The sequence below is a fragment of the Paractinoplanes bogorensis genome (assembly GCF_018829635.1).
GTDB classification, from domain to species: Bacteria; Actinomycetota; Actinomycetes; order Mycobacteriales; family Micromonosporaceae; genus Actinoplanes; species Actinoplanes bogorensis.
Map to the genome: position 1 here is coordinate 621,319 of NZ_JAHKKG010000007.1, position 26,042 is coordinate 647,360.

A 26,042-nucleotide genomic window follows, 5' to 3' on the forward strand; every position below is an offset into this window, starting at 1 on the left:
AACCAGGGTTCAAGCGCTTGAGGTCAAGACGCCGGGAGGCGGACCACGACTTTGGTGCCGGCCTGCTCCTGCGAGGCCAGCGTGATCGTGCCCCGATGCCGCTCGACCACGACCCGGCTCAGGGCCAGGCCGAGGCCGGCGCCCGGGATGCCGGTGTGCCGGGCGTTGCCGCCGCGATACAGGCGCCGGAAGAGGCGGGCCTGCTCGGTCGGTGCCACGCCCATGCCGGAGTCGGCGACCGTCAGCACCGCCACCTCGCCGTGCTCGTCGGCCAGCGACACGGTCACCGTCGAGTCGGGGCGGCTGAACTTCACCGCGTTGCCGAGCAGCGCGTCCACCACCTGGCGCAGCCGTTCGGCGTCGCCCGGCACGACCAGGCTGCCGGGCAGGGTGGACTGCACGGTGATCCGCCGGCTCTCGGCGCTCGGGGCCAGCGCGACCAGCGCCTCCTCGACCACCTCGGCCAGGTCGACCGGCCGGATGATGAGCTGGGCGTGTCCCGATTCCAGGGCGGCCAGGTCGAGCAGTTTCTCGACCAGGTCGCGGAGCCGGGCGTTGTTGCGCTGGACGACCGAGAGCAGCTCGCGCACCTCACCCAGCGAGGCGTCGTCGGGCGACTCGGCGATCAGGTCCACGTACGCCCCGATCGAGGTCAGCGGCGTGCGCAGCTCGTGCCCGACCAGCGAGATGTACTCGTCGGTGGCGGCGGCCAGGTGCAGGGCCAGCACCTCGGCCCGGCGCTGTTCGAGGAAGGTGCCGATCAGCGCGGCCAGCCCCGTGAGCAGCACCGCCAGGGCCGGATCGGGTTCCTGCCGGGCGTACGAGAAAAAGGTCATGACCCCGATGACCCGATCGCCGCCGTGCACCGGCACCGCGCCCGCCGCCCGGTAGTCGCTCTCGGCGACCATGCTGGGCAGCACCGGGGAATCGGCCGCATGCAGGTCGGGCACCCAGATCAGCTCGTCCCGCTCCCAGCACCGACCGGCCAGCCCGACGCCGCGGGCGAAACTGACCGGCACCGGCAACGGCCGCTCGCCCGGCGCCGTGTAGATGCCGGCCGGGCGCAGCAGGTCGGTCATCTCGTCGACCAGCCACAACCGCAGGTAGGGCCAGATCAGGGTGTCGCCGATCGCGGCCAGGATCCGGTCGGCCGCGTCACCCGCGTGGGACAGGTCGGCCAGCACCTTCAGCACCTGGTTCTCGCAGTCCTGGTACTGCTGGGTGCGGTGGGCGATCGTCACGTCGTGCAGGGCGGCGACCGCTCCGGTGATCTTGCCGTCGTGGTCCCGTACGGGCGTGGCGTTCACGGCGTACCAGCGCGGGCGGTCGAGGTCGTCGTGGGCCAGCAACTCCTGGTGGCGGACCTCCTCGCCGGCCAGCGCCCGCGACAGCGCCATCTCGTGTGCGTGCAGCGCCGACCCGTCCTCGCGCAGCACGGCGAACGCGCGGTCGCCCGGCGGCACGTCGGCCACTCCGTCGGCGGTGAACTCGCGCATCGCCCGGTTGATCAGCACCAGCCGGCCGTCCCGGTCGCACGCGGCCACCCCGGCGTCCAGGCAGTCGAGCAGTGCCTCCAGGAACGCCGGGTCGCCGGGCGCCTGGGCCGGCTCGGCGACGCGGGCCGGGATCTCGTCGAGGTGGGTGCGCAGCGCCTCGGTCAGCTCGGGCACTCCGAACGGTTTGCCGATCACGGCCAGCGCGTCGGTCGCGGCCAGGCGCGGGTCGCCGGGCAGCAGATACGCGGTGATCAGCACGACCGGGGTGGTCGCCACCCGCGGGTCCGCCCGGACCGCCCGGCACAGTTCGAGACCGTCCAGGTGCGGCATGTCGACGTCGGCGATGAGCAGGTCGGGCCGCACGTCGAGGACCGCCTCGAGGCCCTCCCGGCCGTCGTTCGCCAGCACCACCTCGTGCCCGAGCCGCCGGACCACCTCGGCGATCACCCGCTGATGATCCAGGTTGTCCTCGGCCACCACCACACTCGCCACCGCGTCAGGCTATGAGCGTTTTAGTCCACTTTGCGGACTATTGACAAGATCCTTCCCCGTACGGGGGGTGAGGTCAGACTCTTTCGTGCCGCCACATCGTGCACCGGGGTCGGCGGAGGAGTAGACGAAGGAGGTGCCGGAGAACAATGTCGGGCTGCGGTCCGAGCGCGGGCCCGTCCTCGCCGCGGTGATGCTGTCCACCGCCCTGATCGCGATCGACTCCACCATCATCGCCACCGCGGTGCCCTCGATCGTCAAGGACATCGGCGGCTTCACCGAGTTCCCCTGGCTGTTCTCGGTCTACCTGCTGGCCCAGGCCGTGTCGGTGCCGATCTACGGCAAACTCAACGACCTGTTCGGCCGCAAACCGGTGATCCTCTGGGGCATCGGGCTGTTCCTGCTCGGCTCGATCCTGTGCGGCGCGGCCTGGAGCATGCTCACGCTGATCATCTTCCGGGTCGTGCAGGGCCTCGGCGCGGGCGCGATCATGCCGACCACCATCACGATCGTGGGCGACCTTTACTCCGTACGGGAAAGGGCCAAGGTCCAGGGTTATGTAGCCAGCGTGTGGGGCGTCTCGTCGGTCGTCGGCCCGACCCTCGGCGGCGTGTTCAGCGAGTGGATCGACTGGCGCTGGATCTTCTTCGTCAACATCCCGCTCTGCCTGCTGGCCGGCGCCATGATCATGCGCCGCTTCCAGGAACGGATGGAACGCGGTCGCCCGGTCATCGACTACCTGGGCGCGGCCCTGCTCACAGCCGGTCTGACGCTGGTCATCCTGGGCGTGCTCGAGGGCGGGCAGGCCTGGTCGTGGACGTCCCCGGTCAGCCTGATCGTCCTCGGCGGCGGCCTGATCCTGCTGGTGATCTTCGGCTTTGTCGAGCGCACCGCACCCGCGCCGGTGCTGCCGCTGTGGGTGTTCCGGCGGCGGCTGCTCGTCACCAGCGGCCAGATCGCGGTCGGCGTCGGCGCGATCCTGATCGGCCTCAGTTCGTACATCCCGGTCTTCGTGCAGGACGTCCTCGGCTACGGGCCGCTGGTCGGCGGGTTCGCGCTGGCCGCGCTGACGCTGGGCTGGCCGATCTCGGCGAGTCAGGCGGGCAAGGTCTACCTGCGGGTCGGGTTCCGCATGTGCGCGCTGATCGGCACGGCGCTGACCCTGATCGGCACGGCCCTGTTGCTGCTGCTCGGCGCCGGCTCGTCGGTGTGGGCGGTGGGCGGCTTCTGCCTGATCATCGGCCTCGGCATGGGCCTGACGGCAGCGCCCACACTGATCGCGGCCCAGTCGAGTGTCGGCTGGTCCGAGCGCGGCGTGGTGACCGCGAACAACATCTTCCTGCGGTCGCTGGGAAGCGCCTTGGGTGCAGCGGTCTTCGGTGCCATCGCCAACGCCATCATCGGCGGCGACGAGGTCGACCCGGCCCGGCTGACGACGGCCGTGCACCGCATCTTCATCGGCATGGTCATCGTGGCCGTCGTGATGATCGGCCTGGCCGCCCTGGTCCCACGCTCAGCCGACGCCATCACCGCCGAGCCGGCCCCGGAGCCGGCGCCCGATAAATCGGAGGCGGACCCGGTCGAGCCGCGCTAACGTCCGGAAAGTTAGGGATTGAGAAAGCCTGCCGAAGGAGGAGCAATGCGAAACGGTTTCCTGCCCCGATGCCCGGAAGCCGTCTCCTCGAAGGATCTTCGTGCCCTTTCTCAATCTCGGGATCGTCGCCCATGTCGACGCCGGTAAGACCAGCCTGACCGAGCGCCTGCTCTACGCGGGCGGGGTGATCGACGCCGTCGGCAGTGTGGATGCCGGCACCACCCGTACGGACTCGCTCGCCCTGGAACGCCGCCGTGGCATCACCATCAAGACGGCGGTGGCCTCGTTCCCGCTGGGCGATCGCACGGTCAACCTGATCGACACGCCCGGCCACCCCGACTTCATCGCCGAGGTGGAGCGGGCCCTCCGTGTGCTCGACGGTGCCGTCCTGGTGATCTCGGCCGTCGAGGGGGTGCAGGCCCAGACCCGGGTGCTGCTGCGCACCCTGCGCCGCCTGCGGGTGCCGACGCTGATCTTCGTCAACAAGATCGACCGGGCCGGCGCGCGGGTCGGTGGTGTGCTCGACGAGATCGCCGCCCGGCTCACGCCCGACATCGTGCCGGTCAGTGGCGTGCTCGATCCGGGCACGGCCGTCGCCTCGGCTCACTCGCTCGGCTGCGCCGACGCCTCGTTCGCCTCGCGGTTGGTGGATCTCTCCGACGATCCGCGTCTGCTTGCTTCCTGGGTACGCGATGAGCAGTCCATCCCGTACGAGGTGTTGCGCGCCGTTCTCCGCTCCCGTACGCGATCCGCCTCGGTGCATCCGGTCTTCTTCGGTTCGGCGGTGACCGGCGCCGGGGTGGACGCGTTGATGCGCGGACTGACCGATCTGCTTCCGCCGGCGTCCGGCGACCCGGACGGTCCGCTCGGCGGCGTGGTGTTCAAGATCGAGCGGGACCGCGCCGGTTCGCGGGTCGCCTACGTCCGGCTGCACAGCGGAACCCTGACGGTCCGCGACCACATCCCGTCCGGCGTGGTCACTGCCGTCGAGGGCATCGAGGGCGGCAACAGCGTCCGCCGATCCGCCGTCTCGGCCGGCGAGATCGCCAAGGTCCACGGCCTGCGCGAGGTGCGGATCGGCGACTCCATCGGCACCGCGACCGACGCGGGCACACCGGAACTGTTCGCCCCGCCCACCCTGGAAACCGTGGTCGTTCCGGTGCACCACGAGCAGAAACCCGACCTGCACGCCGCCCTTACCGAGCTGGCCGAACAGGATCCGCTGATCGACCTGCGCCAGGACGACCGCCGCGGCGAACTGGCCGTCTCCCTCTACGGCGAGGTGCAGAAGGAGGTCATCGAGACCACGCTCGCCGAGGAGTACGGCGTCGCCGTGGCCTTCCGCGAGACCAGCGTCCTCCACATCGAGCGCCCCACCGGCACCGGTCGCGCCCTCGAGATCCTCGGGAAGGACGGCAATCCCTACCTGGCCACGCTCGGCCTGACCGTCGAGCCGGGCGACGGGTTGTCCGTCGAACTCGACGTCCCGATCGAGCAGGTGCCGATCCATCTCTTCAAGACCGAGGAGTTCTTCCGGGCCGCGTTGACCGAGACGATCCGGCGTACGGCCTCGCAGGGCCTTCATGGCTGGCCGGTGACCGATCTGCGGGTCCGGGTGACGCGCACCGGCTATGTCTCGCCCCTGACCGGCGCCGGTGATTTCCGCAAGCTGTTGCCGCTGGTGCTGATGAGCGCGCTTGCGCAGGCGGGCACGGTGGTCTGCGAGCCGGTGCACCACTTCCGCCTGGACGGTCCCGCCGACACTCTCACGGCGGCGCTGGGAGTCTTCGGCCGTTTCCTGGAGTCGTCCGTCGTGGACGGTCCGCTCTTCGTCGTCGAGGGCCGTGTCCCCGCCGCCCGGCTGCGCGCGCTCGAGACTGCCGTGCCCGGGCTGACCCGCGGCGAGGGCGTGCTGGAGACGACGTTCGACAGCTACCAGCCGATCTCGCCGCCGTTCCCGACCCGCGCGCGCTGGGACGACAATCCGCTCGACCGGCGCGAATACCTGCTGCGGGTCGAACGTCGGCTGCGTCTCTGACAATGTTCGTGTCGGCACTTTGGTGTATCCCGTTGCCATAGTGTGTGAGACACAGTATCGTGTTGAGCATGACAACGGATGCGACGCTAGCCAGCCACTTGCAGGAGCTGCGCCGCGGCACGGTGGTCGTCGCCAGCCTCACCGTGCTGCGGGCCCCGGGGTACGGATATTCGCTGCTGGAGACGCTGAGCGAGGCCGGTTTCGAGGTCGAGGCCAACACGCTCTATCCGCTGCTGCGCCGGCTCGAGGCACAGGGGCTGCTGACCAGTTCGTGGAACACCGACGAGGCCCGGCCGCGGAAGTTCTACACCACCACCGAGCAGGGAAACGCGATCGCGGACGCCCTGCGCACCGAATGGGCGCGTCTCGACGACGCCATCACCGACCTCTCGACGACCCCCGTCAAGGAGTAGACAAAATGACCACGAACCTCGTCGACCGCTACGTCTTCACCGCCCTGCGCCGCGTGCCCGAGCAGCAGCGCTCCGACATCGACCGCGAACTGCGCGCCTCCATCGAAGACGCGGTCGAGGCCCGTCTCGAGGCCGGCGAGTCGCGTGAGGCCGCGATCGAGCGCACGCTGCTCGAACTCGGCGATCCCGACAGATTGGCCGACAGTTATGCCGGCCGGCCCAACTACCTGATCGGCCCCGAGCTCTACCCGGTGTGGCGCCGGCTGACGCTGATGCTGCTCACCACCGTCCTGCCAATCGTCGTCATCGTGGTGGCGGTCGTGCAGATCCTGTCCGGCGACGTCACCGTGGGCGACGTGATCGGCTCGGCGATCGGCACGATCATCAACGTCGGCGCCCAGATGGTCTTCTGGAGCACGCTCGGCATCTGGATCATCGAGCGCACCGGCGCGGGCAAGGACGACCTGAATCGCCCGTGGACCCCCAAAGACCTTCCCAAGTACGAACGTGGCGCACCCAGCCGGATCCAGCTCGCGGCCAACCTGGTCTGGCCGGCCACCCTGGTGCTGCTCCTGGTGCTCCAGCAGTTCGCGTTCACCGAGGTGCCGCTGCTCGACCCGGCGAACTGGTCCTTCTGGTGGCCCGTGCTCATCGTGCTCGTCGTCCTGAAGGGCCTGCTGGCCTACTGGGTCTACCGGGCCGGCACCTGGACCCGTCCGATCGCGGTCGTCAACGCTGTGCACGGCCTCGCCGTCGCCGCCGTCCTGCTCTACCTGCTCGGCAGCGACAACTTCTTCAACCCGGCGTTCACCGGCTTCAACGACGTCCCGGTCGACCTGACCGGCTGGATCTCGGTGGCCACGATGATCTGCGTCGCCCTGAGCATCGCGTACGACATCGGCGACGTGACCCGCAAGACCGTGCAGGCCGGTAAGGGCCTGCCGGCCAAGATCCCGGGCAGCGGCAACACCTACGCCTGACCCCCGACCGGATGCGCCCCTCGGCTATGAGGGGCGCATCTTTTCCGTGTTGCGTTGCACCCAGTCGGCGAACGTGGCCGGCGGCCGCCCCAGCAGCTGCTCGACGGTCGGGTGCACGGTGGTCTCGTCGATCAGCCCGCCCCGATAGAACTCGTGGAACGCATCGGCGTACTGCGCCGGCAGTCCCTCGCGAGCCTCCTCGTCCGACGGCACCTCCACGGTGAGCCGCCGCCCGATCGCCGCCCCGAGAATGTCGGCCCGCTGCTGAGCGGTCAGGGCCTCCGGACCGCTCAGCCGGTACGCCTGGTGGTCGTGCTCGTCCGTGGACAGCGCCCGCAACGCCACCGCCGCGATATCGGCCGGATCGATCACGGACAGCGCGACATCCCCGAACGGCTCGCGAACCATGTCCCCCGCCGCGATCTGATCACGCCAGCGCAGCGTGTTGGACATGAACGCGTTCGGCCGCAGCAGAGTCCACCCCAGGCCCGACGCCCGTACGGCATCCTCCGACTCCAGGTGATACCGGGCCACCGCGTTGGTGCGACTCCCCGACGGCGCCGACGAGGACGACAACAGCACCACCCTTCGGGTGTCACCACTTGCCGCCTGCTGAAGCGTCTCGGCCAGCCCGCCGTACCCCGCCGGCGTGAACATCGCCTCCACCCCGTCGAGCGCTTTGGTGAGGCTCGACGCGTCATCGAGGTCCCCGACGTACGCCTCCGCCCCCGGCGGCAGCCCACGCCCACTGCGCGAGACCGCCCGGACTTCATGCCCCTCCGCAAGCCCAGCCTCGACGATCGCCCGTCCGACGTTTCCCGTCCCGCCCAGCACCAGAATCCGCATCCACCCACGGTAGGCATTCCACCCCCGCCCCGCCGGGTGGTCGCCGACCACATCGGACCCCGGGTCCGTCGCGGCTGTGGCGCAGATAACGCGTCGCGCGGCATCGTCCGTACGGGAATCGCGTCTTTGGGGTGGGCTGATAGCGACGTGGGATCCATTTGAACAGGGGCTCGTACTCCCCTGCGAGAAACCGCTTCGGCGGTACGGATTCGGCCGCTCCGGCGGTCGGTCGGGGAGAGCGGTTCCCGGCGTGTGCCTAGGTTGGCGACATGCCTGAACTCATCGCGCCGACCACCCGTCTGCACGCCGCCTTCCTCGACTGCCACCGCGAGTGGGGCCCCGGCCTCCACGAGGACGGCTTCGGCCTGGGCCCGGACGACGACGTGGAATCGCCCGAGGGTTTCGCCGCGTGGGTGGCCGGCCGCCTGCGCGGATCGCATCCCACCGGCACCCCCTGCCCGCCGGGCCCCCACGCCACGATGAGGTGGATCGTCGAGGACGGACGGATCCAGGGCGGAATCGCCTTGCGGCACGTGTTCGACAACCAGCTCGGCCACATCGGCTACGGCGTGCGGCCGTCCGCCCGGCGACGCGGCCTGGCCGGTTGGGCGCTGGGCGAGATGCTGACGGAGGCCCGAGCCGCCCTCGGCGTCGACCGCGTCCTCATCCCGTGCCTGGCCGGCAACGTCGCTTCGGCCCGCACGATCGAACACAACGGCGGCGTCCTCGACACCATCTGGCAAACCGGCCACGGCCCCGTACGCCGCTACTGGATCACCCTGTCCTGACCGTGGGCGGGCGGCCTGATTGGTAGCGTCGCCCGCATGGAGGACGCCGTCGCCTACCGGGCCCTGCGCTATCTGCTGCGATCGCAACGACACCCGGAGAACGCCGCCAACGACACTCTGATGGCGCTCCTGAGCGATGATCACGCTCTGCGCGTGGCGTTCCTCGCGGCGGTGGGTCGCCTGGGCCGGCGCGATCTCTCGGCGTGTCATATTCAGCGCGAGTCGCACACCGTGGACGCCGGGACGGGTAAGCCGTCGCGGCGCGATTTCCTCCTCTCGCAGGGCACGCTCCCGTCCGCGATCATCGAGACCAAGATCGACTCCTCGCTCACGTCCGGCGATCAGGCCGCCCGCTACTTCGATCAGCTGGCCGGGGGCGGACTGCTGATGCTCGTCACGCGCAAGCCGCTGGTCGCCGCGCTGGCCGCGGGCGCGTCCGCGCAGCTGAACGTCCCGCTGGAACAGGTCGACGGCATCCACCGCGGCCGGCGGGACGGCCGGGACGTGCTCGTGCTGTCGTGGAGCCGCCTGCTCGAGGATGTGAGCGGGCCCGACGGCCGCAAGTTCGGCGAACTGGCCGCGTTCGAGGCGGCGGTCGAGGGCGTTTCGGATTTCGTCCCCTTCGGCGCGGACGTCAACGACGTCTCGGCCGGCCGCACCGTTCGGCAGGCCGCCCGGGTGGGTGAGCTGATGGTGGAGGAGATCCGTCGCCGGCTGGGACAGCCCGACAACTCCATTCGTATCGATCGGGTCAGCACGCCGTGGAATCGCGGTTCCTCGGTGTGGACGAAGGTGACCATCCGCGAGCACCAGCTCTGGGTCGGATACAGCGCCAGACAGTGGGCGGTGACGCCGGGCGACCCGGACAACGCCCGCGCGGGGAACGATCCGGCGCGACTGCCCAGCCCGTTCTGGGTCGGCCGGTTTCACGAGTCGGTGCGCGGCCGGCAGCACGACCCCGCAGTTGTCGCCGCGCGGCGGGAACGACTCGATCGGCTCGGCGTCGCGCGCCCGCTCGAGGTGCTGCTGGGCGTCAGCGAGCGGGCGGTCGTCGATCACCTGGTCGAGGAGGCCCTGGAACACATCCGCGCGATCAGCGATGGGCTCCACGCGGATCCTGACCTGGCCGCAGACGGTCCGGGCGCGGAAGTGGACGAGGATCCGGAACTGGCCGCAGACGGTCCGGGCACAGACGTGGACGAGGACCCGGACGCCGGTGCGGCCGGAGAAAGCAACTGAAGGAGCGACCGGAGAAGCCGCGGCGAGCGAACAGCGCTCGCTAGGTGTCGAAGCGGGCGGCGGCCAGCGCCAGCCACAACTGGACCCGGTCGGCGGTGCGGGACAAGGAGCGGCCGGTCAGGCGCTCGATCTGCTCGAGGCGGTAGCGGACCGTGTTGCGGTGCACGATCAGGCGGTCGGCGACGGTGGTGACCGAGCCGTCCGCGTCCAGGTAGGCGCGCAGCGTCGCGACCAGGGAGCCGGCGTGCGCGGCGTCGAAGTCGAACAGCGGGCGCAGCAGGTCGCGGGCCAGGTCGCGCAGCGGCACGTCGTCGCTGGCCAGCAGCAGGCCGGACAGGCTCATCGGCTCGCGTTCGTTGATGCCGGGGCCGCGGGTCATCGCCTCGTGGGCCTCGTAGTAGCTCCAGCGCAAACCGTTCATTCCGGTGTACCAGCCGCCGATGCCCACGCGCACCGCGTCGCCGCGCCGGCCCAGATAGGCCTGCAACTGCCGGGCCACCTCGCGGGCGGGCCGGCCCGGTTCGAGCACGGCCAGCAGACAGTCGTCGAGGACGGCGGTCGTCGCGAAGGGGAGGGGCGGGCTCGAGATCAACCGGTCGGGGGTGTCCACCGTGGCCACGATCAGGGCGTGTTCGTCGTCGGGGCGGATGCCGAACGGGGCCAGCCGCCGGGCCGCCTCGGGCGCGCCGATCGTGCCGCGCACCAGGTCTTCCAGCACCTGGCCGGCCAGTCGCCGTCTGCCGGCCAGTTCGGCCTGGCGGCGGGCCAGTTCCAGACCGACGAGCGAGACCGCGTACGGCAGCACGTCCGCCGATCGCCGGGGCCGGCGGCAGCACAGGTAGGCCACCACCGTGTTTTCCACACTGACCGGGATCGCGGTCAGCGCGTCGGCCCGCGCCGCGGACAGGATCTGCTCGACCGGCCAGGCCGCGCTGACCGGCGCCGTGGCCAGCACCCGCCCGTAGAGGTCGAGCACCATCGCCGGCGCCCCCAGGATCTGGTGCAGCGACTCGATCAGCGCCCCGAGCCCGCGCCCGGACAGCAGTGCCCGGGCCAGGGTGTCGTGCTCGTCGAGCAGGTCGGCGAACCGTCCGTACTGTTCCTCGAGCACCCGGTCGGCCACGAACCGGTCGACCGCGATGAACGGCGTCGCGTACGGGATCTCGATCACCGGCAGCCGCAGCGAGCGGGCCGCGGCCAGGGTGGCGTCCGGAATGGCGGGATGGCTGAGCCCGACCCCGAAGCCGAGCCCGGCGGCGCGGCCCTCGGCGACCCGGCCCACGAACTGCCGTTGCGACGAAACGGTGGTCTGGCTCAGCCCGGTCGTCAGCACGAGCTCGCCGCCGGCCAGGAACGGGCGCGGGTCGGCCAGTTCGGTGACGGCGCACCACCGTACGGGCTGGTTCAGGGCGGCCGGTTCCCCGTCGACCAGCCGCAGTCCCAGGTCGGGATCGGCGAGCACATCAGCCAACCGCAGCGTCATGGATCCGCCCCGAGAGCCGAGAAGACGGGAGAAGCCTGAGAGTTGACTGTACGACTGCACAACGCTCGCGCGTAAGGACTGGATTTCCGTCCATTTACGGAGATCAGTTCCCGCCCCTAACGTGACCTGCAACACGTCGCTGAGGGGGTGCCCGATGCTTCAGCTCACGCCCCGCATCGGCGGGCACCCGGTCAGCGCCGACGACTGGATCGACGTCCGCAGCCCGTACGACAGGTCGGCCGTCGCCCGCGTCCCCGCGCTGAGCGCCGAGCATGTCGCCGCCGCCGTCGAGGCCGCCGGGACCGCGCTGTCCAGGGACGACTTCCCGCAGTTCCGCCGGGCCGAGGTGCTCGAGTGCGCGGCCGGACTGCTCGCGGAGCGCGTCGACGAGTTCGCGCTCACGATCGCGCGTGAGGCGGGCAAGCCGATCCGCGACGCCCGCACCGAGACTGTGCGCGCCGTCGGCACGCTGCGCTTCTCGGCGGTGGAGGCCCGGACGCTGGCCGGCGAGATGGCGCCGGTCGAGGGCGAACGGCTCGGCTTCACGCTGCGCCACCCGGCCGGAGTGGTCGCCGCGATCAGCCCGTTCACGTTTCCGCTCGATGTGGTCGCGCACAAGCTGGGCCCGGCGATCGCGGCCGGCTGCCCGGTGGTGCTGAAACCGGCCGGGTCGACCCCGGTCTCGGCGATCCGCCTGGTCGACCTGCTGATCGAGGCCGGGTTGCCCGCCGACTGGATCTCGGTGGTCACCGGCACCGGCCCCGGCGCCGGGATGCCGCTGGTCAGCCATCCCGGCCCGGCCGTGGTGTCGTTCACCGGCAGTGCCGGCGTCGGTCGGCGCATTCAGCAGGCCGCCCCGGGCAAACGGGTGCTGCTCGAGCTCGGCTCCCACGGCCCGGTGATCGTCGAGGCCGACGCCGACGTGCCACGGGTGATCGCCGCGATCAGAATCGGCGGCTTCGCGAACACGCAACGCGTCCTCGTGCACGGTTCGCTGTACGGCCGGTTGCTCGAGGCGCTCGTCGAAACCGCCGGTTCGCTCCGGACCGGTGACCCGCGGGCCGAGGACACCGAGGTCGGCCCGCTCATCAGCGGCACCGCGGCGGACCGGGTGGCCGGCTGGCTCGAGGCGGCCCGCGACGCCGGGGCGGTGGTGACCGGCGGCGCGGTGGACCACGCGCTGATGACCCCGGCCGTGGTCGCCGATCCGCCCCGTCACCTCGACGTCTATCGGCGGGAGGTGTCCGGCCCGGTGGTGACGGTGACCCCGTACGCCGATCTGACCGAGGCGATCGCGCTGGCCAACGACGGCGACTTCGGACTGCGGGCCGGCATCTTCACCGCCGACCTCGGTGCTGCCCTGCGCGCCGCCCACGAGCTGCGATTCTCCGGCGTGGTGGTCAACGAGGTGCCCGGCGGGACGGGCGACGGGAACCGCGGGCCGGCCCACGCCGTACGGGAAATGACCGATCTCAAGTACGTGATGGTGAGCCCATGAGTACACACGCGATCGCCCTCTCCGGACTGCGTAAGTCGTTCGGCCCGGTCGAGGCCGTGGCCGGGATCGACCTCGAGATCGCCGACGGCGAGTTCTTCTCGATGCTCGGCCCGTCCGGCTCGGGCAAGACCACGGTGCTGCGCATGATCGCCGGGTTCGAGCTGCCCACGGCCGGAACCGTGTCGCTCAGCGGCCGTGACGTGACGAAGCTGCCGCCGTACGAGCGGGATGTGAACACGGTCTTCCAGGACTACGCGCTGTTCCCGCATCTGAACGTCATCGAGAACGTCGAGTACGGCCTGAAGGTGCGCAAGGTCGCGCGCAAGGAGCGGCGGACGCGGGCCGAGGCGGCCCTGGACGCGGTCCGGCTCGGCCACCTGAAGGACCGGCGACCCGGCGCGATGTCCGGCGGCCAGCGTCAGCGCGTCGCCCTGGCCCGTGCGCTGGTCAACCGGCCCAAGGTGCTGCTGCTGGACGAACCTCTGGGCGCGCTCGACCTCAAGCTGCGCGAGCAGATGCAGGTCGAGCTCAAGCAGATCCAGCGCGACGTCGGCATCACGTTCGTCTTCGTCACCCACGACCAGGACGAGGCGCTGACCATGAGCGACCGGGTGGCCGTGTTCGACGCCGGCCGGATCGCCCAGGTGGGCACGCCCGAGGAGGTCTACGACCATCCGGCGACCTCGTTCGTGGCCGGTTTCGTCGGCACGTCCAACCTGCTCAGCGGGGCCGCCGCGGAGCAGTTGCTCGGTCGTGCGGGCACGTTCTCGGTACGCCCGGAGAAGATCACGATGACCGCGGGCGAACCGGCCAACGGTGTCGTGGCCGAGGTGATCTATGCGGGGCCGGTCACGCGGTTCGTGGTGGACCTGGACGCGGGGGCGCGGATGGTCGTGGTCGAGCAGAACCGGCGTACGGGAACCAAGTCTTTGTCGGAGATGCGGGGGAAACGCGTCCGGCTCACGTGGCAGGACGAGCACGTGATCGAGATTGGAGTGAACCATGCGCCATAGAACATTGACGACGATCCTGGCCGCGGGTGTGCTCGTGCTCGCCGGTTGCGGGGGCGGCGGTGACGACAGCAGCAGCGGCGGGGGACCGGGCGGGCTGAGCGTCCCCAAGATCGACAAGCTGGCGTCGCTCGGGGCCGGCGAGGGCACGGTCAACATCATCGCATGGGCCGGCTACGTCGAGGACGGCTCGACCGACCCCAAGGTCGACTGGGTGTCGGACTTCGAGAAGGAGACCGGCTGCCAGGTCAACACCAAGGTCGCGGGCACCTCGGACGAGATGGTCACGCTGATGAAGACCGGCGAGTACGACGTGGTCTCGGCCTCGGGCGACGCGTCGCTGCGGCTGATCTACGGCGGTGACGTCGCCCCGGTCAACACCGACCTGATCAAGAACTACGCCGACGTGTTCGACGGTCTCAAGGACAAGGCCTGGAACTCGGTGAACAACCAGCCCTACGGCGTGCCGCACGGTCGTGGCGCCAACCTGCTGATGTACCGCACCGACACCGTCAAGCCCGCGCCGACCTCGTGGAGCGCGGTGTTCGACGCCAACTCGCCGTACAAAGGCAAGATCACCGCGTACGACTCGCCGATCTACATCGCCGACGCCGCGCTCTATCTCATGAAGACCAAGCCCGACCTCGGCATCAAGAACCCGTACGCACTCGACGACACCCAGTTCAAGGCCGCGACCGACCTGCTGACCGAGCAGAACAAGCTGATCGGCGAGTACTGGTCGGACTACACCAAGGAGGTGCAGGCCTTCAAGAGCGGCGACTCCGTGCTCGGCACCACCTGGCAGGTCATCGCCAACCTGGCCGCGGCCGACAAGGCGCCGGTCGAGGCGATCCTGCCCAGCGAGGGGGCGACCGGCTGGTCCGACACCTGGATGATCTCGTCCAAGGCCAAGCACCCGAACTGCGGCTACCTGTGGATGAACCACATCATCTCGCCCAAGGCCAACGCCGGGGTGGCCGAGTGGTTCGGCGAGGCGCCGGCCAACAAGCTGTCCTGCGCCGAGACGGCCGACAAGAACCACTGCAAGACGTTCCACGCCGAGGACGAGGCCTACTTCTCCAACGTCTGGTACTGGACCACCCCGCTGGCCCAGTGCGTCGACGGTCGCACCGATGTGACCTGCAAGGACTACGCGGCGTGGACCCAGGCGTGGACAACGATCAAGGGTTAGGCGGCCGCCGGCGGTGGCAGTTGGCCGCCCTGCTCTCGGCGCCCATGCTCTGGCTCGGCGTCGCCTATCTGGGCGCGCTGGCCGTGCTGCTGGTGTCCGCGTTCTGGACGGTCAACGGCTTCACCGGCGAGGTGGTGCGGGAGTTCTCGCTGCAGAACTTCCGCACCATCGCCACCGAGGAGGTCTACCGCAACGTCACGCTGCGCAGCGTCGGAGTGGCGGTCGCGGTCACCGTGATCTGCGTCGTGCTCGCGCTGCCGATGGCGTTCTACATGGCCAAGGTCGCTTCACCCCGTACGAGGGGCTGGCTGGTGATCGCCATCCTGACCCCGCTCTGGGCCAGCTACCTGGTCAAGGCGTACGCGTGGCGGGTGCTGCTGGCCAACGACGGGCCGCTCGACTCCGTGATCGGCACGCCCGGGTACGGCCTGGTCGCCGTGGTCATCGTGCTCACCTACCTGTGGCTGCCCTACATGATCCTGCCGATCTACGCCGGCCTCGAACGGCTGCCCGACTCGCTGCTCGAGGCGTCGGCCGACCTCGGCGCCCGGGGCGGCCGGACGTTCCGTGGGGTGGTGCTGCCGATCCTGATCCCGTCGATCTTCGCCGGCTCGATCTTCACCTTCTCGCTGTCGCTCGGCGACTACATCACCGTGCAGATCGTCGGCGGCAAGTCCCAGCTCATCGGCAACCTGGTCTACGCCAACGTCGGCGCGGCCAACAACCTGCCGTTCGCCGCGGCCATCGCGTGCGTGCCGGTGATCATCATGGTCGTCTACCTGACCGCGGTCCGCCGCTCGGGCGCCCTGGAGGAGCTGTGACGCGCTGGGTTCTCCGGGTGGTGATGGCGCTCGGCCTGCTCTTCATCTATGTGCCGCTGCTGCTCGTGCTGGTCAACTCGTTCAACGGCGACCGGACGTTCGGCTGGCCGCCCCACGACTTCACGACCCGCTGGTGGACGGCGGCCTGGAACAACGGTGGCGCCCGGGACGCCCTGTGGACCTCGGTCAAGGCCGGCCTCGGCGCCACCGCGATCGCGCTGGTGCTGGGCACGATGGTCGCGTTCGCCGTGCAGCGCTTCAAGTTCTTCGGCCGCGACACCGTTTCGCTGCTGATCGTGCTGCCGATCGCGCTGCCCGGCATCGTCACCGGCATCGCCCTGGACAGCGCGTGGCGCTCGGTGATCGAGCCGCTCGGGCTGGGCAAAGGCCTGTTCTCGGTGATCGTCGGGCACGCCACGTTCTGCGTGGTCACCGTCTACAACAACGTGCTGGCCCGGTTGCGCCGCAGCGGGATCTCGCTCGAGGAGGCGTCGGCCGACCTGGGCGCCCGGCCCGGCCAGACGTTCCGCTACATCACGTTCCCGATGATCCGCTCGGCCCTGCTGGCGGGCGGGCTGCTGGCGTTCGCGCTGTCCTTCGACGAGATCATCGTGACCACGTTCACCGCGGGTCCGGGCATCCAGACGCTCCCGATCTGGATCTTCAACAACCTGTTCCGGCCGAACCAGGCGCCGGTCGTCAACGTCGTGGCGGCCGTGCTGATCGTGCTCTCCGTGCTGCCGGTGTGGCTGGCGCAGCGCGTAGCCGGGCCGGAAGCCGGGGCGAGCCGGACATGACGTCAAAAGCGCCTTCCCCCGTACGCGGGAAGGAAGTTGATCTTATGCCAGTGCCTGACCCGCCGACTGGGTCTCGGTCGGCTGGGGCGCGGCATGGTGGGTCAGCACGGCGCCGGTCATGAACACCCCGCCCACGGCCAGCGCACCCACCACACCGAGCGAGATCTGCTGCTCGAGATCACGCTGCCGGTCGTAGTCGGCCTGGGTCACCACGGTCGTCCGCCCGTTGTCAGTCAGCACGTACTGGCCGTCGCGCATCTCGGCGTTGCCGTCCAGACCGGCGAACGCCACCACCACGGCCAGCCAGAACCCGAAGAAGAAGACGCCGGCCAGCATGCTCGCCCAGTGCGGCACGTGCGGCGGCACCCACGAGGTCAGGCTCCAGCGCGCGCGGGGACGCGTGGTCCGGTAGTACCACCGGTTGCCGATCACCCCGGCGATCACTCCGGGCACGGTCAGGACGGCCGCGACCGCCACCGCGACCGGGGTCGGCACCAGGCGCACACCGGCCAGCAGGGCGCCGATGAGCGCGACCGACCAGAGCAGGCCGGCCGAACACATCGCGCTCGACACGATCAACCACCGCTGCGGAATCATCAGGTCGGACGTTATCGGCCGGGAGCGTCCGGCCGTCGCCGTTTCGGAGAATGCCGCCGGTAGACGCTGACCGTCGGATCGTCCCGGATCCAGAACCGCCAGGCCACGTCGTGGGCCGACGTCACACCGACGCGGGGGCCGGCCTCGATCGGGCCGGGCTTCCGGTCGCCGGCCCGGAGCGTGAGGGGCCCGGTCCCGTCGATGACCGACGTGCCGTTGGCGCCGCGGTCGAGCGCGAGCACCTGCATGAGTTTACCCGGGCCGGACGCGAGATCGTGATCCTTACGGGCGGCGGGCCGGCGCTCCCGGGCGTACGGGAAACCCTCGATCACCTCGCCGGCCCGCAGCAGCACGGCGGCCGCGCGACCCTCCTCGCCGCAGACGAGGTTGGCGCAGAAGTACATGCCGTAGATCTGATAGACGTAGAGGAATCCGGCCGGGCCGAACATGACCTCGTTGCGGCTGGTCATCCCGCGGTGCGCGTGCGACGCCGGATCTTCGCCGAGCCCGCTGTACGCCTCGACCTCGGTGAGCCGCAGCGTGACCCCGTTGGCCGTGACCCGCCGGCCGAGCAGTTCCCGGGCGACGAGATCCACCTCGGTGGCCGGACGATCGAGCCAGGATTCGTGCACGCGTACAGCGAAGCACACGCGCAAATACCCGCACAGCGCGGCAAAGGCGGGAGACAACTGCCGCACAGCGCGGCATCGGGCCAGAATGAGGGCATGCGTCCCGACCCGGACCTGCTGCAGCGATGGGTGCTCCGCGACCACCTCCCGGCCACCGAGGTCGGGTCGAAGCTCGGGCTCAGCCGTGCCGCCGGCTACGGCTGGCTGCGCCGCTACGGCATCACGGCCGGCGGGCCGATCATCTCGCAGGACCGCCTGATCGGGTTCTGGCGCGCGGGCATGCTGGCGTCGTGGATCGCGGTCGAGACCGGGCTGGAAGCCGACGCCGTCCGCGAACGCCTGGTGACCGCGGCCGTCGTGGTGCCCGACCGCAGCTACTTCTTCGTCGGCTCGGACGACGACCCGCTGCCCGAGCATCTGCTGCGCGACTGGGTGGTGCGTGAGGGCTTCAGCGCAGGCCAGGTCGCCGCGCTGACCGGCACCACCGTCCGGCAGGTGCGCTACCGGCTCGCCCGCTACCGGCTGTCGACCGGGCGGCCCGGCCCGGTGCCCCGGCTGCGCCGGTTGCTGACCCGCGACAAACTGCTGCGGCTGTACGTCGAGCGGGGACTGAGCTGTGCGCAGATCGCCCGGCCGGTCGGGGTGAGCGCCGAGGCGGTGCGGGAACTGCTGGTCGCGTACGGGATAAAACGCCGCACCGGAGGCCCCCGGCGCCCGCCGCACCGCTTCCAGGCGACGCTCGACCGCGCCCGGGCCGCGCAGGCCCGCTCGGCCGAACTGGTGACGGTGGCGCGCGGGCTGGCCGCGATCTTTAGATCTGAGTGATCCGAATCTTAAGGAATCCTTAGCCGGGCCGGTAAATCCCCGGATGCGACGCATAGTGAGCACGCGTTGTCCCCCTGATCCCGAGGTGACCTTCCCGTGTCGCTGTCCGCAGCCGCCCGATTCCGTTACACGCTGGTGGCCGGAGCCACCGCCGTGGTGATCGGGAGCGGCTTCACCGTCGCCGGGATCACCAAGGGTGGCCACACCGAGACGGCGGTCGACCAGGCCTCGGAGCAGCTGGCCCTGCCGGTGGTCCCCACGACATCGTCGGCGCCGCCCCCGTCCCCGACGCACTCGGCGGCACCCTCTTCAACCCCCAAGTCGAAGGCGCCGTCGCCCAAACCGTCGAAGAAGAAGACGACGGCCCCCACCAAGCCTCCGGCCCCGCCGTCGACCAGCGGCTCGGTCAGTGAGCAGGTGCTGGCCCACATCAACGCCGCCCGCAAGGACGAGGGACTGGCCCCGCTCACCCTCGACGCCAAACTGTCCCGGGCCGCCGCGCTGCACACCCAGCTGATGATCGACGGCTGCGGCCTGTCGCACCAGTGCAAGGGCGAGGGCGGCATCGGCGACCGGTTCAGCGCACAGGGCGTGAAGTGGACCGGCGCGGCCGAGAACATCGGCTACGGCTCGAGCGACGCCAGCGACGCGGCCAAGATCCAGGCGGCCAACGGCCTGACCGACAGCATGCTGGCCGAGAAGCCCCCGAACGACGGCCACCGCAAGAATCTGCTCAACCCGGGCCTGAAGCGGATCGGCCTGAGCATCGTCCGCGACAGCAAGGGCGTGACCTGGATGGTTCAGGACTTCGTCAACTGATGGTGTTCACCTGATCCATGTGTGCCCCGGGTGCACAATTTCCAGCGCTTTGTTCAGCCATTCCCGCTGCCCGTGGGTGAGCCGGGGCGAAAGCGCGGCGTAGTCCTGCTCGTCCTTCGGCCGCTGATGCTTGGCCTTGAAGAGCAACACCACGTCGGGGCTGAGGTAGGGGATCCCGTCCGGGCTTGCCAACACCATTTCCCCGTACGGGCGTCGCAGGCTCGCGTCCCGTCGGGAGATCCACGTGTCACCGTCGTGCGGTTCGCGGAACACGTCGAACCGCCACGCCTCGGCCGCCGGGTCGTACGCCCAGGTCTGGTAGTGCTCGTCCAGCGCGGCCGGGGTCGCGGGCTGCACCACTCCGTCACCGGCGACGTAGAACGCCAGCTCGGGGAAGCGCCCCGCGATCGGCTCGAACCGCCCGCGCGGCACCCCGATCTCGAGGTCGTCGTGCTCGCGGGTCGTCTCGCCCAGGTGCAGGTCGACCGCCCAGCCGCCGGCCACGTACCAGGGAACGCCCACGCCGGTCAGCCGTTCGGCGACCGTCCGCGGTTCCCAGGGTTGCCAGGCTTCGATGTCCGGTGTCATACCGCCTATTGTTCTGCCGTGGCCAAGATTCTGAAGTCCCTCCTCAGCCGGGTTCTCCCCTCCAGGCCGGCGCCCACCCCCACGGTTCCCCGGCAGCCGCGGCCGACCCGGCACGTTCCCACCGGTGACCGTGGCCGCGTGATCGAATACGCGCCCAACCTCGACGGCGACGCCGACCCGGGCGAGGTCGTGTGGACCTGGGTGCCCTACGAGGAGGACGCCTCCCAGGGCAAGGACCGGCCGGTGCTGGTCGTCGGCCGCGACGGTCCGGACGTCCTGGCGCTCATGCTCTCGTCCCAGAGCGACCGCGACGGCCAGCGCAACTGGCTGGCGCTCGGCGACGGCGCGTGGGACCGCGAGTCCCGCCCGAGCTGGGTCCGCCTCGACCGGGTGATCGAGGTCGACGCCGACGGTATCCGCCGCGAGGGCGCCATCCTCGACCGCGGCCGCTTCGACACGATCGCCGCCCGGCTGCGCGACGACTACGGCTGGCGCTGACCGGCTGGTTGACCTTGATTGGACAGTGCCCCGCGTCAACCGGATAGCGTTGGGGTCATGGATACGGACGTAATGGTCGGTTTCGGCGGCAAGCAAGCGTGGCTCGCCGTCCGGGCCGACGGTCGCGACGACCTCGCCGCCGGTGTGATCGCCGCCCTCGGGCTGCGCGATCTCGGCGAGGTGCCGTGGCGTGACGGCATCGACCTGGCCCACCTGACCGACGACCGGGTGGCGGTGACCCCGCCGTTGCCCGGCGCCCGCGACCACGTCTGGGTGCTGGCCACCGGCCGTCGCCTGCTCCAGCCGGGCGTCCCGGTCGACGTCGTCGGTCTCTCGGCCACGCTCGGCACCGAGGTCCAGTTCTTCGCCACCCACCGGGTCACCGAACTGCACCGCTGGCAGCGCGCGGCCGAGGGTGAGCTGATCCGCGCTTTCGGGTATGTCGGTCAGACCGGTGAGGTCACGTCGTGGCACGGCGAGCCCGACCCGGCCGAACGCGACGCCGGACTACCCGGCGTCCTGGATGACGAGACCACCGTCCTGGTGGGTGAAAAAGACGTGCTCGCCGTGGCCAACGCCTGGAGCATTGATCCCACCACTCTGACCGGGCGCCGGGCGCCCGGCCCGCTGCGCATCGGCGCGGCCGACTGAGAGGGTCCACATGCGCAAGTTCGTGATCATGGGAGTGCAAGGCAGCGGCAAGGGCACCCAGAGCGAACTCCTCTGCACCGACCTCGACCTCGTGCACATCTCCGTCGGCGACATCTTCCGGTGGAACGTGCAGAACCACACGAAACTCGGCGCCCAGGTCAAACGGACGATGGCGGCCGGCGAACTGGTCGGCGACGACCTGGTCGAGTCGGTCGTGCGGGAACGCCTCGACCACCACGACTGGAACTACGGCTTCGTCGTCGACGGCTTCCCCCGCAACGGGCGGCAGGCCGAGTTCTTCATGGAGAGCTACGACATCGACGCCGTGATCCACCTCGAGCTGCCCGACCCCGAGGTGCGCCGCCGCGTGCTCAGCCGGCGCCTGTGCCCGAACTGCGGGATGGACTACAACCTGATCGCCGACCGGCCCCGCGTCGAGGGCCGCTGCGACATCTGCGGCCACGAGCTGATCACCCGCGACGACGACACGCCCGAGGCGCTCGAGGCCCGGCTGCGCGACTACCACGAGAAGACGCGACCGGTGCTCGAGCTCTTCGGCCGCAAAGAGGTGGTCCACGACATCGACGCCCGGCCCGGGGTCGACCAGGTGCAGCAGTCCATCCGCGACACGCTGGGCCTGCCGCCCTACAAACCCGCTTCCTGACCGCGCTTCTTCAACTCCGCCTCGATCGCCTCGCACACGGCCTCGACCACGGCGAACCGGGCGTAGTGCTTGTCGTTGCCGGGGATGACATGCCAGGGCGCCCACGTCGGGTCGGTCCGCTCGAGCATCTCCTCGATCGCCGCCTCGTACGCGGGCCGCTTGTCCCGGTTACGCCAGTCCTCGTCGGTCAGCTTCCACTGCCGCAGCGGGTCGTTCGCCCTGTCCTCGAACCGGCGCAGCTGCTCCTCGGGGGAGACGTGGATCCAGAACTTGGCCATGATCATGCCCTCGTGCACGAGGGTCCGCTCGAACTCGACGATCTCGTTGTAGGCGCGCGACCACTGCTCCTTGGTCGCGAACCCCTCGACGCGTTCGACCAGCACACGGCCGTACCAGGACCGGTCGAAGACGGCCATGCCACCCCAGCCCGGCAGCTTGGGCCAGAACCGCCAGAGGAAATGGTGCCGCTTCTCGTCGTAGGTCGGCGCCGCGAACTGCGACACCCGCACGAAACGCGGGTCGAGCGGCGCGACCAGGCGTTTGATGGCCCCGCCCTTGCCGGACGCGTCCCAGCCCTCGAACACGCAGCACAACGGCGGACCGATCTTCTTCTCACCGATCTGCCCGCCGAGCAGCAGACGCAGCCGCAACAGACGTTGCTGCGCCTCCTCGAGACGGGCCACGGCCTTCTTCTTCGAGATCTCGATCGGCGGATCACCGCTGCCTAGGCGACTCATCCGTACAGCATGGTCCGTTGCGGGGATTTCCGCACCGCCGAAACCCGGTGTCCCGGCTCGGACCGGGTGCGAGACAATTTGCCGGTGACTCTCGTAGACGACCTGACATGGCGTGGACTGATCCAGGACTCGACCGACCCGGCCGCCCTGGCCGCAGCACTCTCCGGCGACCCGATCACGTTCTATGTGGGCTTCGACCCCACCGCCGCGTCGCTGCACTGCGGTCACCTCATGCAGGTCTGCACCGCCCGCCGGCTCCAGCAGGCCGGGCACCGCCCTCTGCTGCTGGTGGGTGGCGCCACCGGCCAGATCGGTGACCCCCGCGAGTCCAGCGAGCGCAGCCTCAACCCGCCCGAGGTGGTCAGCGGCTGGGTCGAGCGCATCCGCAACCAGCTGGCGCCCTTCGTCACATACGAGGGAGACAGCGCCGCCACCATGGTCAACAACCTGGACTGGACCGGCCCGACCTCGGTCATCGAGTTCCTGCGCGACGTCGGCAAGCACTTCCCGGTCAACAAGATGCTGGCCCGCGACGTGGTGCGCAACCGGCTCGAGAGCGGCATCAGCTTCACCGAGTTCAGCTACCAGCTGCTCCAGTCCAACGACTTCTACCAGCTGCACGTGCGGCACGGCTGCGCGCTGCAGTTCGGCGGCTCCGACCAGTGGGGCAACATCACCGCGGGCGTCGATTTCGTACGCCGTCGCGGGGCCGGCCCGGTGCACGCCTTCGTCACCCCGCTCGTGCTCAAGGCCGACGGCACCAAGTTCGGCAAGACCGAGGGCGGCGCCGTCTGGCTCGACCCCGAGATGACTTCCCCGTACGCGTTCTACCAGTTCTGGATCAACGCGGACGATCGCGACGTCAACAACTACCTGCGCTACTTCAGCTTCAAGAGCCGCGAGGAACTCGAGGAGCTGGAGAAGGCCACGGCCGACCGCCCCCAGGCGCGTCTGGCCCAGCGCGCGCTGGCCGAAGAGATCACCGCCCTGGTCCACGGCCCCGCCGAGGCGGCCCAGGCCATCGCGGCCTCGCAGGCCCTGTTCGGCCGTGGTTCGCTCGACGAGCTGTCATCCGACACCCTGCGGGCAGCCCTGGGCGAGGCCGGCCTTCTTTCCGTACGCGGGGAGATGCCGAACTACGCGACCCTGCTCAAAGAGACGGGCCTGGTCGCGAGCGCGAACGAGGCACGGCGCACGATCAACGAGGGTGGTGCCTACGTGAACAACGAGCGCATCACCGACGGCGAGGCCGTGCCCACGGCCGACGCACTGCTGCACGGCCAGTTCCTCGTGCTGCGTCGCGGAAAGCGAACCTTCGCCGGCGTCGAGTACACGGCGTGAGGGCCCGACCCGTACGCGATCAGCCGCTGATCGCGTACGGGTCGCGTCCCGGGCTACGCACCGAAGCGGCAGCGGCGCGGGCGATCTCGGTAGCCGCGCCGTCGAGCACGTAGACCCGAGTGGTCGCGTTCCCCCGGGGCGCCAGCAGTCCCGCGCGGGACAACGCCTGGATGTCGCGGATGGCTTGGTCGCGGCTGAGGCCCTCGTCCTGCTGATAGGTCGTGCGCCGGACTTCACCGACGGCGGCGCCGTAGAGCGCGGCGACTGTGCGTTCCGGGAAACCGTGCTCCTCGGCCAAGCGGGCCAGTTCTTCCCACAGCCGCACGGTCCAGTCGTAGCGTCGCTTGACCCGCTGGGCCTGGCGATGGTGCGCCGCGAAGACGAACTTGAGCCACGAGTGAGCGTCTCGTTCCGGATGGAAGGCGCCCTGCTGCACGGCCCGGAGGGCTTCGTAATAGCGGACGGTGTTGGTCTGTTCGCCCAGCCACTCCTCGATCGAGGAGAACTCCGGAGCCAGCTCCCCATCCCGGGTGAGCACTAGCGTGTGGAGCGCCCGTGCGGTACGCCCGTTGCCGTCCCGCCACGGATGGATGCTCACCACGTTGAGATGGGCCATCGCCGCTCGTGCGTAGGCCGGAGCGTCGAGGTCTCCGTCCCGCAGCCAGTCGACCAGTTCGCGCATGAGCCCGGGAACGTGGTCCGGGTCAGGACCGGTGTAGGCCGGCTCCAACGGATCCCCGCTGGAAACGTAGATCCCGTCCGCGCGGTAGCGGCCCGGCCACTTCGCCGACTGATATTTCGTGATCATGAAGTGCAGGGCCGAGAGCAGTGTCTCCGAATACTCGAAGAACTCCATCAGCGGTGCCTGCTGCACGTAGGTCATGGCGTCCCGGTAGCCGATGACGGCCTGCTGCGTCTCCTCGCCGGCTTCGGCCGACATGGGGGCGTGTTCCACCAGAGCCCGCGCGTCCGCGCTGCTGATGGTGATGTTCTCGATGGTGTTGGACCCTTGGATCGCCGCCGCGAAGAGGCTGCGCCGCAGTTGCCCCTCCCAGCGCGGCTTCGAGCGCAGTTGGGCGCGCAGCTCGGCACGCATGGAGCCCAGCTCGTTCAGCACCCGGTGATCCTCGGCCTCGAGCTCCGGCATGGCGTACAACATGCTCTGATGCTACAGGAGAAGTAGCATCAGAGCCTCGGGGAGCATGAGGATTGTGTGCCCCATGTAGCGCTCCGTGTCGTCGCCGGGAGCCCTCGCGTCCGCGACCTGGGGTGATGCACACCATGGGGGGTCGATTTGGCGGTTCGGGGAACACCGGGTAATGTTTTCCGAGCCGCCAGGGAGACGGGCGAGCGAGCGGAACTCTTCGGAGAGCCGGCGCGGCCGTCCTGGAGGACCCCAGAGAAATGCTTCAGCAATAGCTGGTGTAAATTTCTGCGGGCTCGAGCAGTTTCGGATCGCATTTCTCGGAAATTTCCGGGATTTGACGGTAAGGAAAAGCCCGGGTAAAGTTTTGGAAGTGCCCCGGAGCGGTCAGCCGGGTGTGGTTGTTCTTTGAGAACTCAACAGGGTGCTTGATAAGCCAGTGCCAATTAAGTAATACCCCGGCCGGCTTGCCTATTCTTCGGGATGGGGATGTCGGTGGGAGATTCCTTTGGCAGTTGTTTAACTGCCGGGACGCTTTTCCACAGTTTTTGTTGGAGAGTTTGATCCTGGCTCAGGACGAACGCTGGCGGCGTGCTTAACACATGCAAGTCGAGCGGAAAGGCCCTTCGGGGTACTCGAGCGGCGAACGGGTGAGTAACACGTGAGTAACCTGCCCTGGACTTTGGGATAACCCTCGGAAACGGGGGCTAATACCGAATACGACACAGCTTCGCATGAGGTCTGTGTGGAAAGTTTTTCGGTCTGGGATGGGCTCGCGGCCTATCAGCTTGTTGGTGGGGTGATGGCCTACCAAGGCGACGACGGGTAGCCGGCCTGAGAGGGCGACCGGCCACACTGGGACTGA

25 protein-coding genes and 1 rRNA gene are annotated in these 26,042 nt (G+C 69.7%); 18 read left to right on the forward strand and 8 right to left on the reverse strand.

All coding sequences use genetic code 11. The features are described 5' to 3' along the window. Window positions 1–23 precede the first annotated feature (23 nt). Window positions 24–1,988, reverse strand: coding sequence for an ATP-binding protein (locus KOI35_RS25385; protein ID WP_215790754.1), 1,965 nt, complete (start codon window positions 1,986–1,988; stop codon window positions 24–26). Between the two features lie 133 nt (window positions 1,989–2,121). On the opposite strand from KOI35_RS25385, the gene KOI35_RS25390 reads away from it, so the two are divergent. The 4 genes from KOI35_RS25390 to KOI35_RS25405 all read left to right on the forward strand — a co-directional run bounded on the left by KOI35_RS25390 (window position 2,122) and on the right by KOI35_RS25405 (window position 7,010). Then, entirely contained in the window at window positions 2,122–3,579 is a 1,458-nt protein-coding gene (locus tag KOI35_RS25390) for an MFS transporter (protein ID WP_308121143.1), read from the forward strand. A gap of 100 nt (window positions 3,580–3,679) precedes the next feature. After that, complete coding sequence (locus KOI35_RS25395; protein ID WP_215790756.1) at window positions 3,680–5,617, forward strand: elongation factor G; 1,938 nt, start codon at window positions 3,680–3,682, stop codon at window positions 5,615–5,617. Window positions 5,618–5,685: 68 nt separating this feature from the next. After that, window positions 5,686–6,030, forward strand: coding sequence for a PadR family transcriptional regulator (locus KOI35_RS25400; protein WP_215790757.1), 345 nt, complete (start codon window positions 5,686–5,688; stop codon window positions 6,028–6,030). A 5-nt stretch (window positions 6,031–6,035) separates the two neighbouring features. Further along, window positions 6,036–7,010, forward strand: a complete 975-nt coding sequence (locus tag KOI35_RS25405; protein WP_215790759.1) for a permease prefix domain 1-containing protein — start codon at window positions 6,036–6,038, stop codon at window positions 7,008–7,010. Window positions 7,011–7,034: 24 nt separating this feature from the next. On the opposite strand, the gene KOI35_RS25410 is transcribed toward KOI35_RS25405, so the two are convergent. Continuing rightward, on the reverse strand, window positions 7,035–7,856 hold the full coding sequence (locus tag KOI35_RS25410; RefSeq protein WP_215790760.1) for an NAD(P)H-binding protein: 822 nt from the start codon (window positions 7,854–7,856) through the stop codon (window positions 7,035–7,037). 269 nt (window positions 7,857–8,125) lie between these two features. Here KOI35_RS25410 and KOI35_RS25415 point away from each other — a divergent pair, with 269 nt between their 5' ends. Both KOI35_RS25415 and KOI35_RS25420 read left to right on the forward strand, forming a co-directional pair. Next, window positions 8,126–8,644, forward strand: coding sequence for a GNAT family N-acetyltransferase (locus KOI35_RS25415; protein ID WP_215790762.1), 519 nt, complete (start codon window positions 8,126–8,128; stop codon window positions 8,642–8,644). A 36-nt stretch (window positions 8,645–8,680) separates the two neighbouring features. Next, the gene (locus KOI35_RS25420) at window positions 8,681–9,883 is read left to right on the forward strand and encodes a hypothetical protein (protein ID WP_215790764.1); all 1,203 of its coding nucleotides are present in this window, start codon (window positions 8,681–8,683) and stop codon (window positions 9,881–9,883) included. A 40-nt stretch (window positions 9,884–9,923) separates the two neighbouring features. Here the strand turns inward: KOI35_RS25420 and KOI35_RS25425 are convergent, their stop codons facing one another. Then, on the reverse strand, window positions 9,924–11,366 hold the full coding sequence (locus KOI35_RS25425; RefSeq protein WP_215790766.1) for a PucR family transcriptional regulator: 1,443 nt from the start codon (window positions 11,364–11,366) through the stop codon (window positions 9,924–9,926). A gap of 154 nt (window positions 11,367–11,520) precedes the next feature. Here KOI35_RS25425 and KOI35_RS25430 point away from each other — a divergent pair, with 154 nt between their 5' ends. Genes KOI35_RS25430 through KOI35_RS25450 form a run of 5 tightly spaced genes read left to right on the forward strand, consistent with a single transcriptional unit; the run spans window position 11,521 to window position 16,684 of the window. Then, window positions 11,521–12,864, forward strand: a complete 1,344-nt coding sequence (locus KOI35_RS25430) for an aldehyde dehydrogenase family protein (RefSeq protein WP_215790768.1) — start codon at window positions 11,521–11,523, stop codon at window positions 12,862–12,864. Beyond that, window positions 12,861–13,877 (forward strand): ABC transporter ATP-binding protein, encoded by a 1,017-nt coding sequence (locus tag KOI35_RS25435; protein ID WP_215790770.1) that lies wholly within the window; start codon window positions 12,861–12,863, stop codon window positions 13,875–13,877. Before KOI35_RS25430 ends, KOI35_RS25435 begins: the two co-directional genes overlap by 4 nt. Next, a complete protein-coding gene (locus tag KOI35_RS25440; RefSeq protein WP_246613658.1) occupies window positions 13,867–15,066 on the forward strand; it encodes an ABC transporter substrate-binding protein in 1,200 nt (399 codons plus the stop codon). The genes KOI35_RS25435 and KOI35_RS25440 overlap by 11 nt, the downstream gene beginning before the upstream one ends. Then, entirely contained in the window at window positions 15,045–15,887 is an 843-nt protein-coding gene (locus tag KOI35_RS25445) for an ABC transporter permease (protein WP_215790772.1), read from the forward strand. The genes KOI35_RS25440 and KOI35_RS25445 overlap by 22 nt, the downstream gene beginning before the upstream one ends. Beyond that, window positions 15,884–16,684: an ABC transporter permease gene (locus tag KOI35_RS25450; protein ID WP_308121144.1), complete on the forward strand. Its 801-nt coding sequence runs from the start codon at window positions 15,884–15,886 to the stop codon at window positions 16,682–16,684. The genes KOI35_RS25445 and KOI35_RS25450 overlap by 4 nt, the downstream gene beginning before the upstream one ends. Window positions 16,685–16,726: 42 nt before the next feature. On the opposite strand, the gene KOI35_RS25455 is transcribed toward KOI35_RS25450, so the two are convergent. After that, window positions 16,727–17,281, reverse strand: coding sequence for a hypothetical protein (locus tag KOI35_RS25455; RefSeq protein ID WP_215790774.1), 555 nt, complete (start codon window positions 17,279–17,281; stop codon window positions 16,727–16,729). An 11-nt stretch (window positions 17,282–17,292) separates the two neighbouring features. Next, a complete protein-coding gene (locus KOI35_RS47610; protein WP_308121145.1) occupies window positions 17,293–17,913 on the reverse strand; it encodes a DNA-3-methyladenine glycosylase in 621 nt (206 codons plus the stop codon). A 93-nt stretch (window positions 17,914–18,006) separates the two neighbouring features. Between KOI35_RS47610 and KOI35_RS25465 the strand changes: the two genes are divergently transcribed. Together KOI35_RS25465 and KOI35_RS25470 are read left to right on the forward strand one after the other, a co-directional pair. Then, on the forward strand, window positions 18,007–18,735 hold the full coding sequence (locus tag KOI35_RS25465) for a hypothetical protein (RefSeq protein WP_246613659.1): 729 nt from the start codon (window positions 18,007–18,009) through the stop codon (window positions 18,733–18,735). Window positions 18,736–18,831: 96 nt separating this feature from the next. Continuing rightward, a complete protein-coding gene (locus tag KOI35_RS25470) occupies window positions 18,832–19,554 on the forward strand; it encodes a CAP domain-containing protein (RefSeq protein ID WP_215790780.1) in 723 nt (240 codons plus the stop codon). A 6-nt stretch (window positions 19,555–19,560) separates the two neighbouring features. Here the strand turns inward: KOI35_RS25470 and KOI35_RS25475 are convergent, their stop codons facing one another. Further along, window positions 19,561–20,142 carry a nucleotidyltransferase domain-containing protein gene (locus tag KOI35_RS25475; RefSeq protein ID WP_215790782.1) on the reverse strand — a complete coding sequence of 194 codons (582 nt, stop codon included), beginning with the start codon at window positions 20,140–20,142 and terminating at the stop codon, window positions 19,561–19,563. An 18-nt stretch (window positions 20,143–20,160) separates the two neighbouring features. Here KOI35_RS25475 and KOI35_RS25480 point away from each other — a divergent pair, with 18 nt between their 5' ends. From KOI35_RS25480 to KOI35_RS25490, 3 genes are read left to right on the forward strand one after another with little or no spacing between them, the layout of a single operon-like run. Then, entirely contained in the window at window positions 20,161–20,640 is a 480-nt protein-coding gene (locus KOI35_RS25480; RefSeq protein WP_215790784.1) for a type II toxin-antitoxin system PemK/MazF family toxin, read from the forward strand. Between the two features lie 57 nt (window positions 20,641–20,697). Further along, window positions 20,698–21,291 (forward strand): hypothetical protein, encoded by a 594-nt coding sequence (locus tag KOI35_RS25485; RefSeq protein ID WP_215790786.1) that lies wholly within the window; start codon window positions 20,698–20,700, stop codon window positions 21,289–21,291. A gap of 10 nt (window positions 21,292–21,301) precedes the next feature. After that, on the forward strand, window positions 21,302–21,955 hold the full coding sequence (locus tag KOI35_RS25490) for an adenylate kinase family protein (protein WP_215790788.1): 654 nt from the start codon (window positions 21,302–21,304) through the stop codon (window positions 21,953–21,955). Here the strand turns inward: KOI35_RS25490 and KOI35_RS25495 are convergent. After that, window positions 21,937–22,692 (reverse strand): polyphosphate kinase 2 family protein, encoded by a 756-nt coding sequence (locus tag KOI35_RS25495; RefSeq protein WP_215790789.1) that lies wholly within the window; start codon window positions 22,690–22,692, stop codon window positions 21,937–21,939. The genes KOI35_RS25490 and KOI35_RS25495 overlap by 19 nt on opposite strands. 84 nt (window positions 22,693–22,776) lie before the next feature. Between KOI35_RS25495 and tyrS the strand changes: the two genes are divergently transcribed. Then, window positions 22,777–24,033: a tyrosine--tRNA ligase gene (gene tyrS, locus KOI35_RS25500; protein WP_308121146.1), complete on the forward strand. Its 1,257-nt coding sequence runs from the start codon at window positions 22,777–22,779 to the stop codon at window positions 24,031–24,033. A 19-nt stretch (window positions 24,034–24,052) separates the two neighbouring features. On the opposite strand, the gene KOI35_RS25505 is transcribed toward tyrS, so the two are convergent. Continuing rightward, window positions 24,053–25,192, reverse strand: coding sequence for a Fic family protein (locus KOI35_RS25505; protein WP_215790793.1), 1,140 nt, complete (start codon window positions 25,190–25,192; stop codon window positions 24,053–24,055). Window positions 25,193–25,725: 533 nt separating this feature from the next. Here KOI35_RS25505 and KOI35_RS25510 point away from each other — a divergent pair. After that, window positions 25,726–26,042, forward strand: a 16S ribosomal RNA gene (locus tag KOI35_RS25510); the annotation flags it as partial.

Coding starts and splice junctions, on each gene's coding strand:
- KOI35_RS25400 (WP_215790757.1), top strand. CDS start 5,686: ATGACAACGGATGCGACGCTAGCCAGCCACTTGCAGGAGCTGCGCCGC.
- KOI35_RS25405 (WP_215790759.1), top strand. CDS start 6,036: ATGACCACGAACCTCGTCGACCGCTACGTCTTCACCGCCCTGCGCCGC.
- KOI35_RS25410 (WP_215790760.1), bottom strand. CDS start 7,856: ATGCGGATTCTGGTGCTGGGCGGGACGGGAAACGTCGGACGGGCGATC.
- KOI35_RS25415 (WP_215790762.1), top strand. CDS start 8,126: ATGCCTGAACTCATCGCGCCGACCACCCGTCTGCACGCCGCCTTCCTC.
- KOI35_RS25420 (WP_215790764.1), top strand. CDS start 8,681: ATGGAGGACGCCGTCGCCTACCGGGCCCTGCGCTATCTGCTGCGATCG.
- KOI35_RS25425 (WP_215790766.1), bottom strand. CDS start 11,366: ATGACGCTGCGGTTGGCTGATGTGCTCGCCGATCCCGACCTGGGACTG.
- KOI35_RS25430 (WP_215790768.1), top strand. CDS start 11,521: ATGCTTCAGCTCACGCCCCGCATCGGCGGGCACCCGGTCAGCGCCGAC.
- KOI35_RS25435 (WP_215790770.1), top strand. CDS start 12,861: ATGAGTACACACGCGATCGCCCTCTCCGGACTGCGTAAGTCGTTCGGC.
- KOI35_RS25440 (WP_246613658.1), top strand. CDS start 13,867: ATGCGCCATAGAACATTGACGACGATCCTGGCCGCGGGTGTGCTCGTG.
- KOI35_RS25455 (WP_215790774.1), bottom strand. CDS start 17,281: ATGATTCCGCAGCGGTGGTTGATCGTGTCGAGCGCGATGTGTTCGGCC.
- KOI35_RS25465 (WP_246613659.1), top strand. CDS start 18,007: ATGCGTCCCGACCCGGACCTGCTGCAGCGATGGGTGCTCCGCGACCAC.
- KOI35_RS25475 (WP_215790782.1), bottom strand. CDS start 20,142: ATGACACCGGACATCGAAGCCTGGCAACCCTGGGAACCGCGGACGGTC.
- KOI35_RS25485 (WP_215790786.1), top strand. CDS start 20,698: ATGGATACGGACGTAATGGTCGGTTTCGGCGGCAAGCAAGCGTGGCTC.
- KOI35_RS25490 (WP_215790788.1), top strand. CDS start 21,302: ATGCGCAAGTTCGTGATCATGGGAGTGCAAGGCAGCGGCAAGGGCACC.
- KOI35_RS25495 (WP_215790789.1), bottom strand. CDS start 22,692: ATGAGTCGCCTAGGCAGCGGTGATCCGCCGATCGAGATCTCGAAGAAG.
- KOI35_RS25505 (WP_215790793.1), bottom strand. CDS start 25,192: ATGTTGTACGCCATGCCGGAGCTCGAGGCCGAGGATCACCGGGTGCTG.